The following is a 15,131-nucleotide window of genomic DNA, read 5'->3' on the forward strand; positions in this document are numbered from 1 at the left end:
CTCACTTCGCCCATCGCTGGCTGACGGCACGGCGGGCGCCGTCGGAGATGCGGTCCTTGGCTTCGGTCTTCTCGGCGTCGATCACCGCATGGAGGTCGGGGTCGTCGAGGCGCGCCATGGCGTATCGGACCAGCGCGCGGGCGAACAGTCCCGCCGTAATTTCGCGAGTTTCCGCGGCGCTTCGCAGGGCGTCGAGGTCGTCGCTGGTCAGCGGCACAACTTGCCGGGCGTCGAGAGTCATGGACTTTTCCTTTCAGTAGTTTCCCCAGGTCAGAGGGGGTCTTTGTGTTGACGATTATACCCCCTGGGGGTATGTTTGGGTCATCACTGACCCATACCCCGAGGGGGTATCGAAAGGAAGGCTACGAGATGGCGAAGGAGCAACGTCGACGGGTGAGCGGGCGCACCGCTCTCAAGCTGGCGATGGCCGCGGCGATCTTCGTCGTCGGGATGCTGGTCGGCGGCGGCATCGCCGACGGCACCGACGGATCGTGCGGCGCACAGGCGTCGACAGCGGGGGTCGCCCGATGAGCGCGGCACCGTGGTACCGCGAGCGCGCGGCATATCTGATGGGTAAGAGCCGGGCCGGCACCAGTGCCCGTCGCCGGGCCGAGATCCTCGCCCGCGAGGCGCGGCGAGCGACGCGCAGCGACGTCGGGGTGGGCGAGGCGGTGGCCCAGGACGAGATCACACCGGCGCTGTGGCGCAGGGTGATGGGCAAAGAAGGTCGCGGCTGGGTCGCCAAGGGTGCTTTGCTGTTCGGCGCGGCGCTGGTCGCGGTGGCCGCCGGCGTCGGCCTCGTCGTGGGCCGGTGGGTTTATGAGGCTCTGGTGCGGTGGGTCTCGCCGCGGGTCGGCCGGCTGATCTGGTGGCCGTGGGCGGCGGTGGCCGCGGTGGCGGTGCTCGTGCGGTGGTTCGCCACCGACTGGCCGCGAATTGGCATCTGGCTCGGGGTCGGACGGTATTTCCCTGGCGACTGGATCGGTGTCGGCGGGATCGTCGCGTGGGCCACCTTCCAGCTCACCGTCGCGGTCGGCGCCGTGGCATATCTGATCTGGGCCTGGGGCTGGGCCGCGGTGCCCAAGGGTGCCGTCGCCCCGCCGGAGAAGAACAAGGACGGATCGTTCTACGTGCCGACCAAGAAGCACAAGCTCGCTCCCGAGGACGAGGGCGATCCGGTCGAGCAGCCGACGACCGAGCCGGTGGCGCCGAAGCGTGAGATTCCGGTGGCCAAGCTGTCCGTCGACGACGAGGACGACGAGGACGTGTCGCTGTCCGATCACCTCGACGCGGACCTGCCGACCGTCGATGACGACGACGAGGAGGACGGGCATGACGACCCTCGCTGAACTGCTCGGGACTGCAGAACCGCTACCGACGACCACACCGATCGAGGACCAGGAGAAGGACGGGGACGACATGAAACCACAAGCGCCACAATCCCTCTGGCTCGGCGCGCTGATCGCGCTGGCCGTGCTCGCGGGCATCGCCGCCATCGTGCTCGGCATTGCCCTGGGCGGGCCGTGGCGGTGGGCGTCGGGCGCGGCGGTGGCGGTCGGCATCGCGGCGATCGTGGTGCCGGGGGTCGTGGATGGCAAGGGCGACAAAGGAACTGAGGAGGACCAACGATGACCGCACCACAGCAGATCGAGATCAACATGACCTCGGGCGCGAGCGAGGTCGTGCGCCTGGTCGCGGTCATCCTGTTCTTCGCCGGCGTCGGGGCGCTGGCGTGGAGCGTGGCCGACTCCGGCTACGCCGAACTGGCGGGAACCGGTGTGGCCGTGATGATCGTGCAGATCGCGAAGATGCTCTGGGCGAAGGGCGCGATCACCGCGCCGGCCAAAGATCCCGGCGCGGACGCGTTCACCGAGACCAAGGGGATGCTGGCCCGCGTCGCGGGCGAGTACCGGGCGTGGATGACCGGAGCGGGGATGCTGCGCATCGTCGTGCTGGCTTTCGCGTACGCCGTGGCCTTCTTGGTCCTGCGGGCCGGAATGATCTCGGCATTGACGGTCTTCAAGAACCTCTACATCGCGGCCGGGTGTGCGGCGCTGATCGGCGCGTTCATCGTTATGCCGAACTTCCTCAAGGCCTACGTCGACCCGCTCAAGAAGCGTGGGGTGATCAACCCCGACGCGCTCAAGGCGCAGACGTCGGTGCCGGCCCCGGTGGTCGCGCCGCAGCCCGCGTCTGTCGCACAGTCACAACCCGCACCGGTCAAGAAGGTCGTGCGCCGAGTCATCAAGAAGGGGAATCCCGATGCCTGACAACGAGTTCGAGTATGTCGACGAGCATGGCAACGAGCTGTCTGCCGAGGACGTCGCCGCACTGGGCGACGACGTCGAAATCGTCGAGGAGGAAGTGGTCGAGGCGCCTGCTGCCGCGCCAGCGCAGCCGGCGGCCGAGAATGCCTCCCCCGCACCGGTGACCGCACCCGCGTCGAGCGGGTCGAAGGTGCCGAAGGGTCTGATCGCCGGTGCCGCCGCGTTGGTCCTGCTGGTCGGTGGCGGCGTCGCGTACGGCATGCACGAGTTGGGCAATCAGAACACCACGGACGACGTCAAGGCGGCGATCAGCTCAAAGTCGGTGGCCGTCTCGTCGGCCGTCGAGAGCAAGAAGGCCGAAGCGATCAGCGCCAAGGGTGAGTTCTTGACCGGCCAGCGCTGCCCGATCGCCGCGGTGAGGGGCGCGCAGTGGGACGGCGAGGAGCTGCCCGAATACCAACTGCAAACCGTCGGAAAGACCGCTCTACCAGCGGGTTTTCGCGAACGGGTGGCAAAACGCGAGAAGGGCGAGCCCCGCGAAATCGTCATGCTCCAATTGAGCGACCCCCGCCTTGGTGTGTATGTCAGCGGTACGTCGGTCGACTCCCAGAGCGGTAAAAGCACGTGGTGGAAGACCACCGTGGGAATCACCGGCGAGGAACCGGCAGTCATCGGCGACGGCCAGGGCGATGGCACCGATCGCGACATGCGCGGAGCGTGCGAGTCAGTGCCGGAGGGCGGCTATCTGGTCATGGCTGACGGCGCCGAAGAGGCACCGGACGCGCCGACGAAGCTGCTGATGCTCAAACCCGCGGCGGGTGAGGACGGCGTGGTGTACGCCGTGAACGCCGACGGCACAGAACTTCTGCGTCTGCGGGTCGCGCAGACGCCGGCACAGGCGCGCGAGCATTCGGAGGGAGGTGATGCGGCCAGCAGCAGCCCCGTCCCGAGCAAGTGACGCCGCGCCGGTCCGCACACCGAAATCAACGCACTAGCAACTTGTCTCAAGGAGAATCACATGAAGAACATGAAGAACATCGTCGCCGCCACCGCTCTGGCCGGCGCTGCCGCAGGTGCACTGGCGCTGGGCACGGGCACTGCCGCCGCCGACACAGCAGGTGTGCCGGACGGGCACTATGTCGCGGAAATCGTAAACCCGGTCCCGCCCGTCACGTCGCCGCCGGTGGCCACGGTGCCGGTCACCGTCCGCGACGGCGTCCTGAGCGTGGCCGGGCTGTCTGGCCGCCTCGCGCCGACGGCGGACGGCGCGCGCACGACCCTTGCCGGCCAGTCGGTCGGGTTGCACGACGGCGAAAACGGCATCTACAGCGTCACCATCAACGGCAGCACGTGGGCGCACCTGCGCTGACCAGCGAGACAAGAACCCCCGCACCGGATCTCGGTGCGGGGGTTCTGCTTTGTGCGGAATGCGGTCAGCGCCGCGGGGTCAGCGTGGTGGTGCCGACGACGGCGCCGTTGATGGTCAGCCACAGTTCTTGGCCAACGTACCGATTTCCCTTGCGGGAGAAAGTATATCGATTTCCGCCGTAGTCCATCCATGCACCGGTGCGCGTGGGATGCAGGCGCGCGCGCTTCGAGGCCCCGATGATCGTGCCGGGCAAGTTCAGCGTGAGCACGTTGCCTCGGATCGTCACCGGGTAGGCGCCCCGCGCACCGTTGATGGACTTGGTGACGGTCCACGTGTACTTCCCGGCGTTGACGCGGGCGGCGGCGTCACCGGCCCCGAGGGCGGTGCCGGCCAGGGTGCCGGCGGCGATGGCTCCGGCTGCCGCAGTGGCGGTGATGGTCTTGCGGAATCTGCTCTGAGTATTCATCTCATTCCTTTGTTGATGGACTCTTATGAGGGGTGTCATTGGTGGCACGCCGCGACGGCATCGCTGATCGGAGTGCTTCCGAGGTCGAACAGTCCGCCGATGTAGAGCTTGTCGGACTCGGGCAGCAACACGAACACGACCGACGGGTCGGTGATCGAGTTGATGGCGCCGATCATTCGACCGCCGTAGCTGGTGTAGTCGGCGGGTTGACCGGCGATGTCCAATTGCGCCCGAACTTGAGAATGGCCTCCGGCCGCGCGCCGCGGGCGTGCGTCGGCGGCTACGACTCCACGGTCTGCGACGCTGCCGTCTGGTGTCACGACGGCCACTGCCGCCCGCTCCTGGCGGTACATATTGAGGACGGTCTGAGGTGGTTGGTTGAGGCTGACGGCGACAGAGCCGTCGGCCAGCTGGTTGAGGCCCTCGTAGTTGAACCTGTCGCTGAAGTCGCCGTTGTCGCTGAAGGTGACCCGACGCAGTCCGCTAAAGGTGGATGGAAGGTCGACGGTGCGCTCGATGACGAACGTCGCTCTCGGTACGGCCTCGTTCAGGGTGTCGTACACCTTGTTGGCGGGAACGGGGCGGCAGTTCCACCGGTCGGCGCTAGTCGCACTGCTTGGGCTCGCCGAGGACTCGACCGCGCGGGTGGGGCTCGCTGACGTGGCACCTCGGTCGGATGCCTGAGTCGTGCTCGCGTCGTCGCCACCGCTGGCGAGCACAGCGACGACGACGACCAGGACCACGGCCAGCACGATGGCGACTCCAGCGAGCAGGCGAACCTGGGTCGAGGCGAACGCGGCGGCCAGACCGGTCCGGGGTGCGGTAGGCACCGGCCGGCCAGCGATCCGAGAGAGTTCCTCCTCGGTGACGGGCTGGGGCCGGGTCAGCCGGTGATCGTAGTGCGCCCGACGCTGCGGATCTCCGAGGACTGCGCGCGCCGTCTCGATCCTATTGCGGAGCACGGTATCTCGTGGATCGGTGCGGTTCAACGCGTCAGTCAACTGCGCGGCGAGCACCTCAGGTGGCCTGGATCTGTCGAGGTTGTAGATCGCGTACAGGTCGATTCCGGGCATGTGTTTCCTCTTCTTCTGTCAGATTCCGTAGTCGAAGTCGATGAGCATGTGGCCGGACGCGGCGAAGCCGAGGACGCTCCATAGGCCGATGGCCGCGGTGAGGGAGGCGACGCCGACGTGCAGCCTCCAGCTGTGCTGACGTGTCAGCCAGTCGATCGCGAGGACCGCGAGGAGCACGAGCAGCAGCATGGTGGCGAACAGCAGCAGCCGGGGGCGCGCGTGCATGGTGCCGCCGGAGCCGAGGACGATGGCCGCCGCCGCGGTGGCAGTTACCCATATTTGCCAGGGCAGGCGACGGCGCAGCAGCGGCCACACGGTCACCGCGCAGAGCGCGGCAGCGAGGATCATCGACCAGGACGAGATCGCGAAGCCGATCGAGTTCGGGTCGGTGGCGGGGATGATTGTGTTGTGCTGCAGCCATTCCCAGGTGGAGCCTCCCCAGTCGAAGCCAGATCCCCACCCCTTGTCCTGGACGGCGAAGTAGCCGCCGGCCGATCTCGTGCGGTAGCTCGACCATGACAGGTAGGCGGCGATGCCGACCGAGCCGATCACCGGCGCGATCACCGCGGGCACGGGAAACCGTGCTGGTGCGAACGCCTTTCGGTAGCGCAGGTAGCGCCACAGCTCGACGAGCGCGGCGGCGCACAGGGTGGCGATGAGCGCGAGGGCGGTCAGCCGGGTGAGCCCGGCGAACAGCACCAGGATGCCGGCGGCGAGGTATCGGCGACGCAGGATCGCGGCCAGCGCCCACACCGCCAGCGCGGTGAACATCGCCTCGCTGTAGGGCATCCAGTACATGACGCTCATCGGCGCACCGAACGTGATGGCGGTGGCCGCGACCGACAGGACGACCCGGGTCCCGACGTCGAGCGGCCATGGCCGCAGTCGCTGGGCGACGTCGATGACCAGGCGGGCCAGCCCGCCGGCGAGCAGGATCGACGAGGTGATCGAGACGATCATGGCGGCAAGGAACGTCGCGTCGCCGACGTCGAAGATCACCAGCGGTGCGGCAACGACGCGGACCAGTGTCGGGTAACCGGGGAAGAAGGCCACCGACTCAAACGGGTCTCGTCCGGGTACTCGAAGGTAGCCGTGGTCGGCGATGCCGGTGAGCCAGTCGGCGTCCCATTTGCCGAGCAGGTCGCGCAGGTCGGCCCCGCGACGTTGCCCCCAGGCGTCGATGACGAGAAGCTGGGCGAAGCCGAGGACCGCGGCGGTGAGCATGGCGGCGATGTAGGGCGCCGCCTCGCGCAGCGCGGAAGCTGTTGCCGCGCAGCGGGTCGTGTTGGTGATGGGGTGTTCGTGGTGACGCCGCGCCGAGGGCGGCAGTTCGACCAGCATGTGTCGTGCCTCCTTCGGTCGGAAGGAGGGGAGAATCGCAGGGGTGGGTCTACTGCTCGGGCTTGAGCGTGGCCTTGAGGCCGGGGTCGGCCTCGGCCGCGGCGATGATCGCCGAGAGCGGTGTGTCCAGCGCGACGGCCAGGTTCCAGAGCGCGTCCGAGGAGAGCGACTTCTGTCCCCGCTCGACCTCGATGACCGTCGACCGGGCGAGCCCGGCCGCCTCGGCGACTTGCGCCTGGGTCAGCCCCTTGGCCTTGCGCGCCTCGCGGATCGCCGTCCCGAGCGCCTCACGACGCACGGCGCGCACCCGCACTTGCTGCGAGGTGAGGCGATGGGCGGGTGCTGGCACCGATCCATCGTCCCATGAGGCTCGTCTCGTAGACCCCCTGCATGTCTCCCCTCGTCTTCACATGGGCAAATGTCGGCCTAGGCCGACATTCAACAACAGCAACAGCATATTGCCCGATCGGTCGGGCGCAAGCGTCAGGGGTATTCAGGTCGTTTATTCGAAGGACCGGACAACCCTGATGAACTGCGCTGATGCGTGCATGGAGAGTTTTTACCGGCGAAAGAAGGAGTATGCCAGGGCTGGAATCGCGACGGAGGGGCGTGCTGAAGGCATAGCTCTGCCCTCTGCTCCAAAACCGCGCCAAATCCTACCACACGGGTCCAAATCCGTTATGCGACTGTGACTTTCGTGACCGCTCCGATCCTTGCCCGTCGACGGCTGCGCCGGGGGCGGAGGATTGGAAGCAGCGTTCCGAGGCGCCGCGATCGCGAGGTTGGTCAAATAGGGCATGCTCCTTGCTGCCGATGGAAACCTTGCGGACTCATATCTCTGGCCCCTCGTGGCTCTGGTCACGCCTGCAGTTCTCACGTTGACGCTGTTCCTGGTCGGTCGCTGGAGTGCCCGGAACAAGGAGGCGCGAGAGGTTCATCGCGCGGTCACGTCTGGCGTGGGCGCGGATGCGCGGTCGGCGCTCTCGGACGCGGAGTTCGAGTGGTGGGAGTACGGGCGCTCGCCGTCACGCACGAAGCCGGAAGGGCGATCGGACACCGAGGAGGAGAGAGACGCAGGCTCGGGGGGAATCGAAGGGCAAGCGATCGCGAAGATCGACCCAGAGCTGTTCAAGCAGTTCTACGTGGTCGACGCCTCGCTCGCGCAGCTGACGCTGATTCTCAACCAGTACTCGAAGCGCAACTACTGGCTCGGCCAGTCGTTGCGGTATCGCCAGTTGCTGGGTTGGCACGTCGGGATTCACATCGCGTGGGTGATGTGGTTTGTCAGCGTTACGTGCGAGACGACGCCGACGACAACGACCGACGGAAACCCTGGTGAGCCAATCTATGAGCCCGCGGGGCGTCAAGGCGGAGCATGGCAGCGAGCGAAAGACGCGCTGTCACTCGTGGGCGACTACAGAATCGAGCACCTTGACAAGAAGGACAGGAAGGACAAGAAGGAGCGGACGGTCCAGGGCTTTGTCGCCTCCGAACTGCAGACGTGGGTTGAGAACGCAGAGAAGGCCATGCGTGCCGACGTGTCAGAGATCGCGGCAGTCAAGGCAATGGCACTGAGTGAGGTTTCCGAACCGACCGCTGAACCGGAAAGCTCCGAAACGGACGGCGAGTCAGTCACGTAGCTGCCCTGTCACCCCTGCTGCGGTCTGCTCCAGGGCGGCGTTCTCCTCGTCGAGTCGGTACAGAAGGGCGCAGGCGATCATAAGTCCTTGGACGGCGTTGACCTTGGTGTACTGAACCTCGTCGACCGTGTGCGCGGTAGCGTTGCGGCTGAATGTCTCGGGTACCGGATCACCGTTGCGGACGAAGTACTGCTGGTAGGTCTCCCATACCGGGCCGAAAGCGATGAACTCGCGAACAGTGAACTCGTCGTAAGCCTCTTTGGTCGTGTTCTTCTTGCTCGGCGTGTACTTGTACCTGTCGTCGCCGAACCGGACGTTGAGCGCGGACTCGACCAGGTTGGCGGCCAGCGATTGCGCGGCGGCGTGTAGCCCGGCATCGAACGCGTCCAGCGCCTCGATCGCGTAAGGCTGGAGTTTGACGATGGCCTCGCATGCGTAGTTCTCGGCGAGGTTGCGGCAATCCACGGAGATCTCCGAACAGTGGTCTTCGAGGACTTTCCGACGGGCAGCAGAATCGGGTGCGTCGATGATTGCCTTGGCGATTGCCAGCCGCGGCACCCCGTACAGCGCGATGCCGTCATCGCTCACCACGGCCTTGATCTGATCGACGTCGAAGTGCTGGATGTGCTGCAGGTTCGGTGGCAGGAAGTACCGCCGCATGGCCTCGAACGCTGGGCCGAGGCTCTTGGAGATCGCTTGCTGCTGCGCAGCGAGCTGTTCGCCCCAGATCGCTCGCGCGTCGATCAAGGGCTGGATGCTCCTGGCCAGAATCGCGTTCTGCTCCTCCACGTACTTGGCGAACGGCGAGTGCTTCCCGATGAGCGGTTGAATCGCTGTTCGAACGGCGCTGTCGACAAGGGTGATCTTGGGCGCGATGTCGGCGAGCTGCCGCTGAACCTCGGCGAGCTGCCGCCGGAGAGGCTCTGGCAACGGCACTCGCGATCCCAGCGGCTCCTGGTCGTCCGTGGTCATGTCGCGGCGACCGCCCGCTCGACGGCCCGGTACACCGTCGCCCGACTGACGCCGAAGTCCTCGGCCAGCTCACCGACGGTGTGATCACCGGCGCGGAACAGCTCGACGAGCCGGCGTTCCTGGTTGATCGGCAGCTTGGGCTTCTTGCCCTTGAGCCGGCCCTTGGCCTTGGCGACAGCCATGCCCTCGCGCGTACGAGCGCGGATCAGGTCGGCCTCGAACTCGGCGACCATGGCCAGCGCGTTGAACAGCAGTCGCCCGGTCGGGTCCTCGGGGTCGTGCAGGCTCTCGCCGATTCGGAGCTTGACGCCCTTCTCGGTCAGACCTTTCACGATGTCGCGGGCGTCGGGCACGCTGCGCGCCAATCGGTCGAGCTTGGTCACCACCAGCTCGTCGCCTGGGCGGCTCGCAGCGGCCAGGGCCTCGCGCAGCCCGGGGCGGTCGCGATTGGTGCCGGTGTAGCCGGGGTCGGTGTAGAGGTGCGCCTCTTCGACGCCGAGCCTGGCGAGAGCATCGATCTGGGCGGTGAGGTCCTGCTCGTCGGTCGAGCAGCGCGCGTAGCCGATCTTCATGGGTCCATTGTACGTTAGAGGTACCCTCAGCGCGACTGTGTCCGTACGGGTCTTATGAGACTGTCCGGCCTGCGGATTCGCCGGCCGGGCAGTGCGTGTTGACGTGTCTCGGTCAACGACCGGCTTGCGGACGGTGCGGGCCGGTGATTGTCGGTGGCCAGCGCTACCTTCGAGGCGTGACTGAGAAGAAGCCCTACAAGGTGCCGACAGCCGGCATGGAGTACAACGAGTTCGCCGGGTCGCTGGGTCCCTATGGCAACGACAACTCGGTGAACACCGAACTGCACGTGCGGTACGGGGTCCGCGGCGGCAAGTACTACGACTGGACGATCGAGCTGGTCGCGCGCGAGGGCGACGTCGACTCCTTCCGTGCCACCGGCGAGCCCCCGGTGCGGTACGTGATGGACTCCTTCTCGGTCGAGCCGGGGGCAGTGGTGAACCGAGTGCGCACGGGGCCCGGTCCCGACGACGTCGAGACCTCCGTCGTCAGGCAGCTCTACGCCGGCGACGGAGACCTGGTGGACTCCGGTTACGACTACTTCATGAAGCAGCTCGCCAACCAATGGGACGCTCGGCACGTGACGCGGGACCCGCGCACTGTCGCAACGTTCGGGTTCGCGCAGCACAATCGCAAAGCGGAGTTCCGCGACGTGGAGTATCCGTGGGTGCGCAACACTGTGACGTGCATCGACGATGATCCCGCCGACGACGTCGTGGTTGAGAGGCTGAAGCACTACTTCCCTGACGGCGGGACCGTGGCGGTACACATCCGCGATGCCGGCCGGATGAAGTTCCTGAAGGTCGGGCGCGGAGCTGACGTTGAGCAGGACTCGTTCGTGTCGGACGGTGAGCCGGGCGACGAGGGGCCGCTGCAGGCGACGGGGTTTACGTCGATGGGAATGATGGCCGACGCCATCTACCGCGGCGACGATTGGATAGACGACGCATTCCTGCGTTGACCCGTACCCGTCGCTCGACTCGGGCGCGCGGCATGGGCGCTCCCGGGGGTTGCCAGATGGGCGGATGCCGTACAGACTTCCTGTGACTGGTGTGAAAGGTGGGGCTGTGGCGACCAACAGTGCGATCGAGTGGACCGAGGTCACCTGGAACCCAGTCACGGGCTGCGACCGGGTGGCCGCGGGGTGCGACAACTGCTATGCGCTCGCCCTGGCGAAGCGGCTCAAGGCGATGGGCGCCGAAAAGTACCAGAACGATGGCGATCCGCGGACCTCAGGACCGGGATTCGGTGTCGCGATCCATCCGCGCGCACTGGAGCAGCCGCTGCGCTGGCGGGCGCCGAAGGTCGTGTTCGTGAACTCAATGAGCGACCTGTTCCATGCCAAGGTGCCGCTGGACTTCATCGAGGACGTGTTCGACGTCATCCGTGCGACTCCGCAGCACACCTACCAGGTGTTGACCAAGCGCGCGCACCGCCTCGCGCGCGTCGCCGACAGGCTCGACTGGCCGGACAACCTCTGGATGGGCGTGTCGGTGGAATCTGCAGACGTCGTCGATCGCATCGACCATCTGCGGTCAGTGCCGGCGGCGACGAGGTTCCTCTCGTGCGAGCCCCTGTTGACCGCGCTGCCGGGTCTGGACCTCAGCGGGATCGACTGGGTGATCGCTGGCGGCGAGTCGGGCCCGCGAGCGCGTCCGATGGACCCGGCGTGGGTCGAGGAGATCCGCGACCAGTGCGTCGAGGCGGGGGTGGCGTTCTTCTTCAAGCAGTGGGGCGGGCGTACGCCCAAGGCCAACGGTCGCGAACTGGGCGGACGCACATGGGACGACATGCCGGAGCTGGCGAGCGTCTCGGCCTGATCAGTCCAGCACCGGGAAGATGATCAGGGTCCCGTCGGGGAAAGTGTTCTTGCGCTTCTGATTCGGCGAGGTAATGCGGCCGGCCTTCTGCATCGGCTTGAGGGTCTTGGTCCTGACCTGGCCGCTGTGGAACGGTGTCTGGGTGACGACGTACCGGATGACTTCCTCGACGGGGATCGTCCGGCCCGCGAAGTGTTGGGCCAGCTCGTCCTGGAGTGGGCCGGTGTTGGCGTCGTTGCCGAAGAGGACTTCCTGGCCGGCGAGGCGGTCGTCGAACGCGTAGGCACCTCCGGGCGCGAGCGCCCACATCGCCTGCTTCATCTTGTCGTACGCCTGGTCGTCACGGGTGCAGAAGAAGAGGTAGCTGCCGGTGTGCCCGCTGGAGTTGATCATCCTGAAGCTGCAGACATGGGCGAAGTCGCATTCTTTGCGCAGCTGCTTCTCGTAGAGGTCGTGGATGAACTGGGCGCGCGCGAGGCCCTCGGGCGGGGCATTCTTGAATTCGTCGCACCCGAACAGTCCTGAGAAGTGCTCGTCGACGTTGCCAGCGGTGGCGAAACGGTTGACGCTGTTGAAGTCGAAGTAGATGAACAGCTCACACGACCGGTGACTGACTAGGTCTCGGATCGTGGACATGGGCACGTCGCGGTACCCGAACGGGTCGATGAACGCGAATGTGGGCGCGAGCTGCTTGTTGGGCCCGACGGAGTCCAGCAGCTGACGGGCGAGGTCCTGGAAATTCTGGTTGCTCTCAAGGACGTGCACGTTTGCCGGCCACGGGGACTTCGACACCTTCGCCTCCGCGAGGACCTCCCGGAGCGAGGCGAAGCGTTGCGGGTCCCACTCGTTGAAGACGAACGTGAACCGCGTGGTGTCGAAATTGCCGAAGGACTGGTGGTTGAGAAGTGTGTTGAGCGCTAGCACCGGAGAGCCCGGTTCGCCGTCCTCGTAGCAGCCTGGGCCGGCGAAACCGTCCAGGACGTTCACAGCGCTGTGTCGGCGAGACGACCCGAATATGCCGAACCACGCCGCTAGGTAGCGAGTGAGTATGTCGTGCTTGACCTTGGTGTGCGGCGGCTGATTCCACACTGTGGGCAGGCTGTCACCCTTAGTAGGCATGGCCGCCTCGGCTACGAACCGATGGCTCGGAGGAACGGCGGCGGGTCATTACTTGTTCCCCTTCGCGCGGTTGTGCACGATGCAGAGCATCTCGCAGTTGGCCAGCGTGGAGGCGCCGCCCCTGCTCCACGCAGTCACGTGGTCGGCCTCCATTTCGCCGAGCTTGTAGATCCGCTTAGCATTGGCGTTGCTGCCGGCGGCGCAGGTCGGGCAGTTCGAGATGCCGGCACTCTTGGCCGCAGCAGTCTGCTGGCCGTAGGCAGCCTTCTTGACGTCCGCGTCGAACAGCCGCACCTCCAGGAGCTGGGTGGCGGGGTCGACGCCGGGGGCAAGTTCGGTGAGCACGTACTCGTAGACGTTGCGCTTGCGCTTGACCGCCTCGTCGGCGCGCAGGGCCTCGATGCGGTCGTCAACGACGGCGGGGTCGAAGTGGTGGCTGTGATAGGCCTCGTAGAGCCTCGCCCATTCCAGGCCGCGCATCTCAGGGTCAGGTGAGCGAGTGAAGACCTGGTTGATCCAGGAGATGACCTCGTTGAAGTATGCCTGGAGCTGGGCGCAGTCGGTGTCGTGGCGGTGGGCGGCGAGGTACCCGTCGATCTCGACGCCCTGCTGAGCGGAAATCCAGGCCAGCGCGGTGGCCAGCACCTCCTGGCGCTTGGGGTCGCCCTTGACGTAGCTCAGCCACTTTTGCATGTTGGCATTGGCGGAGTTGGAGTAGACCGCTTTGGCCGCTGTGACGAATGCGCCGGAATAGATGGCGTTGAGGAGTTCTTGCGGGCTCAGTGGGACGCCGGCGATGTTGATCGTCTGGAACCACTGCTTGATCTCGGGCTCGGTGCCCTCACACTCGTAGACCAACAGACTGTGCTCGTTGATCCGGTCCTGAAGTTCTTTGGGTAGGGAGCCGAACGTCTGCTCCTTGCCTTCCCACTGGATCGCGAACCGGCCGGTGGTGAACCGGCCGAGCGAGGTGATTCGCTGCTGGCCATCGAGCACTTCGAGCTGGCCGTCATCGGCGACGCTGAAGTAGAGCAGGCCCAGGGGGTACCCCTTGAGCACCGAGTCGATGACTGCTTTCTCCTTAGGCGTCTCACCGTAGATGTAGTTGCGCTGGTACTCCGGCTGGATGGTGAGCTTGCCGGCCAAACCGTAGAGCCCTTTGCCCTCCAGTTCGTTGAAGTGGAAGCCTTCGAGAACCGTCGCGACGGTGAACTGGTGCAGTGTCGTCTTCATCAGGCGCCTGCCTTGTGGCGGATCATGATCCGCTTGTAGGCGGTGTGGTAGGTGGGCCTGGTGAGCCCGAGCCTGCGGTGGCCGGGGCTGTTGCCGCCGGTGCCGCCCTGGGCGTAGTAGGTCTTGACGAAATCCTCACCTAGAGTGCCAACGCCGAGCTTGCGCAACCCCTCCATGTCGTCGCCGTGCGCGAGGATCTCGAACTGGTCAGGGTTGTACTTGTCCAGGAAGGTGATCGGAACGCCCATGATGCCGTCGTAGTCGGAAGGGATGGCGTCGACGAAGGGGACCTCGACGGCTTCGGGGAAGTTGTAATAGTGCTCATAGCCGACGCCGCGGATCTCCTTGTGCTTGGAGAACTTCGTGTTGTCGCTCAGCGACATGAGCTGCAGGGGCTCGTGGCGGCGGCCGTGGTCGATGTTGGTGAACCAGCAGGAGTTACCCAGTCGGGTGAAGTCGTAGTCGTCGGTCGGCGGGTAGCCGAGCTTCTCGGCCTTGAGCCGGTCGGACTCTTTCACCGGAGCCCCTTTGGGCACGCCGAACACCATGTCGGTGTTGTTGGCAGTGGCGCCCTTCCACAGCTCGTTGCGCTGAATGAGCGGGAAAATCTCGACGTAGGTAGTCGCGTTGCTGTTGCCCACGACCGAATACTGCTTGCCGGCGGCGACGAGCCAGCTCACGAACTCGCGGAACAGGCTGAACGGCGGGTTGGTGATGATGATGTCGGCCTCGTCCCGCAGCGCGGTGACCTCGGCCGAGCGGAAGTCGCCGTCACCGGCGAGGTAGTCCCACTGCAGGTCGTCGATGTTGATGATGCCGTCGCCGTTGAGGTCGCGGTCGAGCACGAATAGCTTGCCATTGGCATGCGTCTTGACCTCGTCGAACTGCGGCGCCTCGGTCTCGAAGAGCGTGGGTTGGTACGAAAGCAGGTCAGGGTTGCTGTCCGGTGCGTAGGACGTCGCGATGAGCTTCTTGAGGCCGTAGTCGTGGAAGTGCAGCGCGAAGTACTTGGCGAAGTTGGACCACTCCGGGTCGTCACACGGCAGTAGGATCGTCTTGTTGCGGAAGACGTCCGGGTCGTAGTCGAGGTAAGCGTTCATCTCCCGCTCAATGTCGGCCCACTGGGTGTAGAACTCGTCGTTTTTGGCCTTCTTCGCCGCGTTGAGGCTGCCCGTCCTGTTCGACGTGGTGGCGATGGTGCTGCTCATGCGCTAACCGTAGTGGACTGCACCGACAGGAGCGGTGCGGTACGCCCGATGTC

19 protein-coding genes are annotated in these 15,131 nt (G+C 65.8%); 9 read left to right on the forward strand and 10 right to left on the reverse strand.

Features of this window, described 5'->3' with window-relative positions; translation table 11 throughout:
* Position 1: 1 nt before the first annotated feature.
* Positions 2-241 (reverse strand): hypothetical protein, encoded by a 240-nt coding sequence (locus tag GOAMR_RS02190; protein ID WP_005182197.1) that lies wholly within the window; start codon positions 239-241, stop codon positions 2-4.
* A gap of 152 nt (positions 242-393) precedes the next feature.
* On the opposite strand from GOAMR_RS02190, the gene GOAMR_RS25010 reads away from it, so the two are divergent.
* Genes GOAMR_RS25010 through GOAMR_RS02215 form a run of 6 tightly spaced genes read left to right on the forward strand, consistent with a single transcriptional unit; the run spans position 394 to position 3,636 of the window.
* Entirely contained in the window at positions 394-531 is a 138-nt protein-coding gene (locus tag GOAMR_RS25010; RefSeq protein WP_170319099.1) for a hypothetical protein, read from the forward strand.
* Positions 528-1,349, forward strand: coding sequence for a hypothetical protein (locus GOAMR_RS02195; protein WP_005182202.1), 822 nt, complete (start codon positions 528-530; stop codon positions 1,347-1,349). The genes GOAMR_RS25010 and GOAMR_RS02195 overlap by 4 nt, the downstream gene beginning before the upstream one ends.
* Positions 1,333-1,632, forward strand: coding sequence for a hypothetical protein (locus GOAMR_RS02200; RefSeq protein WP_005182205.1), 300 nt, complete (start codon positions 1,333-1,335; stop codon positions 1,630-1,632). The genes GOAMR_RS02195 and GOAMR_RS02200 overlap by 17 nt, the downstream gene beginning before the upstream one ends.
* Positions 1,629-2,270 carry a hypothetical protein gene (locus tag GOAMR_RS02205; RefSeq protein ID WP_005182207.1) on the forward strand — a complete coding sequence of 214 codons (642 nt, stop codon included), beginning with the start codon at positions 1,629-1,631 and terminating at the stop codon, positions 2,268-2,270. Before GOAMR_RS02200 ends, GOAMR_RS02205 begins: the two co-directional genes overlap by 4 nt.
* Complete coding sequence (locus GOAMR_RS02210; RefSeq protein ID WP_005182210.1) at positions 2,263-3,225, forward strand: hypothetical protein; 963 nt, start codon at positions 2,263-2,265, stop codon at positions 3,223-3,225. The genes GOAMR_RS02205 and GOAMR_RS02210 overlap by 8 nt, the downstream gene beginning before the upstream one ends.
* 60 nt (positions 3,226-3,285) lie before the next feature.
* On the forward strand, positions 3,286-3,636 hold the full coding sequence (locus GOAMR_RS02215) for a hypothetical protein (RefSeq protein ID WP_005182213.1): 351 nt from the start codon (positions 3,286-3,288) through the stop codon (positions 3,634-3,636).
* A 64-nt stretch (positions 3,637-3,700) separates the two neighbouring features.
* Here the strand turns inward: GOAMR_RS02215 and GOAMR_RS02220 are convergent, their stop codons facing one another.
* From GOAMR_RS02220 to GOAMR_RS02235, 4 genes are read right to left on the reverse strand one after another with little or no spacing between them, the layout of a single operon-like run.
* Positions 3,701-4,102 (reverse strand): hypothetical protein, encoded by a 402-nt coding sequence (locus tag GOAMR_RS02220; protein WP_005182216.1) that lies wholly within the window; start codon positions 4,100-4,102, stop codon positions 3,701-3,703.
* Between the two features lie 35 nt (positions 4,103-4,137).
* Positions 4,138-5,175 carry a J domain-containing protein gene (locus tag GOAMR_RS02225; protein ID WP_005182220.1) on the reverse strand — a complete coding sequence of 346 codons (1,038 nt, stop codon included), beginning with the start codon at positions 5,173-5,175 and terminating at the stop codon, positions 4,138-4,140.
* Between the two features lie 18 nt (positions 5,176-5,193).
* Positions 5,194-6,516: a putative hexosyltransferase gene (locus tag GOAMR_RS02230; RefSeq protein WP_005182222.1), complete on the reverse strand. Its 1,323-nt coding sequence runs from the start codon at positions 6,514-6,516 to the stop codon at positions 5,194-5,196.
* Positions 6,517-6,565: 49 nt separating this feature from the next.
* Positions 6,566-6,865 carry a helix-turn-helix domain-containing protein gene (locus GOAMR_RS02235; protein ID WP_005182224.1) on the reverse strand — a complete coding sequence of 100 codons (300 nt, stop codon included), beginning with the start codon at positions 6,863-6,865 and terminating at the stop codon, positions 6,566-6,568.
* 448 nt (positions 6,866-7,313) lie between these two features.
* Here GOAMR_RS02235 and GOAMR_RS02240 point away from each other — a divergent pair, with 448 nt between their 5' ends.
* Positions 7,314-8,156: a hypothetical protein gene (locus GOAMR_RS02240; protein WP_005182225.1), complete on the forward strand. Its 843-nt coding sequence runs from the start codon at positions 7,314-7,316 to the stop codon at positions 8,154-8,156.
* Here GOAMR_RS02240 and GOAMR_RS02245 read toward each other — a convergent pair.
* Complete coding sequence (locus GOAMR_RS02245) at positions 8,145-9,128, reverse strand: hypothetical protein (RefSeq protein WP_005182226.1); 984 nt, start codon at positions 9,126-9,128, stop codon at positions 8,145-8,147. The genes GOAMR_RS02240 and GOAMR_RS02245 overlap by 12 nt on opposite strands.
* Positions 9,125-9,700: a recombinase family protein gene (locus tag GOAMR_RS02250; RefSeq protein WP_005182228.1), complete on the reverse strand. Its 576-nt coding sequence runs from the start codon at positions 9,698-9,700 to the stop codon at positions 9,125-9,127. Before GOAMR_RS02250 ends, GOAMR_RS02245 begins: the two co-directional genes overlap by 4 nt.
* A gap of 176 nt (positions 9,701-9,876) precedes the next feature.
* Here GOAMR_RS02250 and GOAMR_RS02255 point away from each other — a divergent pair, with 176 nt between their 5' ends.
* Entirely contained in the window at positions 9,877-10,659 is a 783-nt protein-coding gene (locus GOAMR_RS02255; protein WP_231895139.1) for a hypothetical protein, read from the forward strand.
* 64 nt (positions 10,660-10,723) lie between these two features.
* A complete protein-coding gene (locus GOAMR_RS02260) occupies positions 10,724-11,518 on the forward strand; it encodes a DUF5131 family protein (protein ID WP_197502434.1) in 795 nt (264 codons plus the stop codon).
* Here GOAMR_RS02260 and GOAMR_RS02265 read toward each other — a convergent pair whose 3' ends face one another.
* The 3 genes from GOAMR_RS02265 to GOAMR_RS02275 are packed head-to-tail and all read right to left on the reverse strand — an operon-like array spanning position 11,519 to position 15,078.
* Positions 11,519-12,637 carry a three-Cys-motif partner protein TcmP gene (locus GOAMR_RS02265; protein WP_005182231.1) on the reverse strand — a complete coding sequence of 373 codons (1,119 nt, stop codon included), beginning with the start codon at positions 12,635-12,637 and terminating at the stop codon, positions 11,519-11,521.
* Between the two features lie 48 nt (positions 12,638-12,685).
* Complete coding sequence (locus tag GOAMR_RS02270; RefSeq protein WP_005182233.1) at positions 12,686-13,870, reverse strand: GmrSD restriction endonuclease domain-containing protein; 1,185 nt, start codon at positions 13,868-13,870, stop codon at positions 12,686-12,688.
* Positions 13,870-15,078, reverse strand: coding sequence for an adenine-specific methyltransferase EcoRI family protein (locus GOAMR_RS02275; RefSeq protein WP_005182235.1), 1,209 nt, complete (start codon positions 15,076-15,078; stop codon positions 13,870-13,872). The genes GOAMR_RS02270 and GOAMR_RS02275 overlap by 1 nt, the downstream gene beginning before the upstream one ends.
* Positions 15,079-15,131: the final 53 nt, after the last annotated feature.

Source organism: Gordonia amarae NBRC 15530 (assembly GCF_000241345.1).
GTDB classification, from domain to species: Bacteria; Actinomycetota; Actinomycetes; order Mycobacteriales; family Mycobacteriaceae; genus Gordonia; species Gordonia amarae.

What these genes read in the sequence shown, in the direction of transcription:
- GOAMR_RS02265 (WP_005182231.1), bottom strand. Translation starts at nt 12,637, where the DNA reads ATGCCTACTAAGGGTGACAGCCTGCCCACAGTGTGGAATCAGCCGCCG.
- GOAMR_RS02260 (WP_197502434.1), top strand. Translation starts at nt 10,724, where the DNA reads ATGCCGTACAGACTTCCTGTGACTGGTGTGAAAGGTGGGGCTGTGGCG.
- GOAMR_RS02220 (WP_005182216.1), bottom strand. Translation starts at nt 4,102, where the DNA reads ATGAATACTCAGAGCAGATTCCGCAAGACCATCACCGCCACTGCGGCA.
- GOAMR_RS02225 (WP_005182220.1), bottom strand. Translation starts at nt 5,175, where the DNA reads ATGCCCGGAATCGACCTGTACGCGATCTACAACCTCGACAGATCCAGG.
- GOAMR_RS02215 (WP_005182213.1), top strand. Translation starts at nt 3,286, where the DNA reads ATGAAGAACATGAAGAACATCGTCGCCGCCACCGCTCTGGCCGGCGCT.
- GOAMR_RS02240 (WP_005182225.1), top strand. Translation starts at nt 7,314, where the DNA reads ATGCTCCTTGCTGCCGATGGAAACCTTGCGGACTCATATCTCTGGCCC.
- GOAMR_RS02270 (WP_005182233.1), bottom strand. Translation starts at nt 13,870, where the DNA reads ATGAAGACGACACTGCACCAGTTCACCGTCGCGACGGTTCTCGAAGGC.
- GOAMR_RS02275 (WP_005182235.1), bottom strand. Translation starts at nt 15,078, where the DNA reads ATGAGCAGCACCATCGCCACCACGTCGAACAGGACGGGCAGCCTCAAC.
- GOAMR_RS02195 (WP_005182202.1), top strand. Translation starts at nt 528, where the DNA reads ATGAGCGCGGCACCGTGGTACCGCGAGCGCGCGGCATATCTGATGGGT.
- GOAMR_RS02210 (WP_005182210.1), top strand. Translation starts at nt 2,263, where the DNA reads ATGCCTGACAACGAGTTCGAGTATGTCGACGAGCATGGCAACGAGCTG.
- GOAMR_RS02250 (WP_005182228.1), bottom strand. Translation starts at nt 9,700, where the DNA reads ATGAAGATCGGCTACGCGCGCTGCTCGACCGACGAGCAGGACCTCACC.
- GOAMR_RS02190 (WP_005182197.1), bottom strand. Translation starts at nt 241, where the DNA reads ATGACTCTCGACGCCCGGCAAGTTGTGCCGCTGACCAGCGACGACCTC.
- GOAMR_RS02230 (WP_005182222.1), bottom strand. Translation starts at nt 6,516, where the DNA reads ATGCTGGTCGAACTGCCGCCCTCGGCGCGGCGTCACCACGAACACCCC.
- GOAMR_RS02205 (WP_005182207.1), top strand. Translation starts at nt 1,629, where the DNA reads ATGACCGCACCACAGCAGATCGAGATCAACATGACCTCGGGCGCGAGC.
- GOAMR_RS02200 (WP_005182205.1), top strand. Translation starts at nt 1,333, where the DNA reads ATGACGACCCTCGCTGAACTGCTCGGGACTGCAGAACCGCTACCGACG.
- GOAMR_RS02245 (WP_005182226.1), bottom strand. Translation starts at nt 9,128, where the DNA reads ATGACCACGGACGACCAGGAGCCGCTGGGATCGCGAGTGCCGTTGCCA.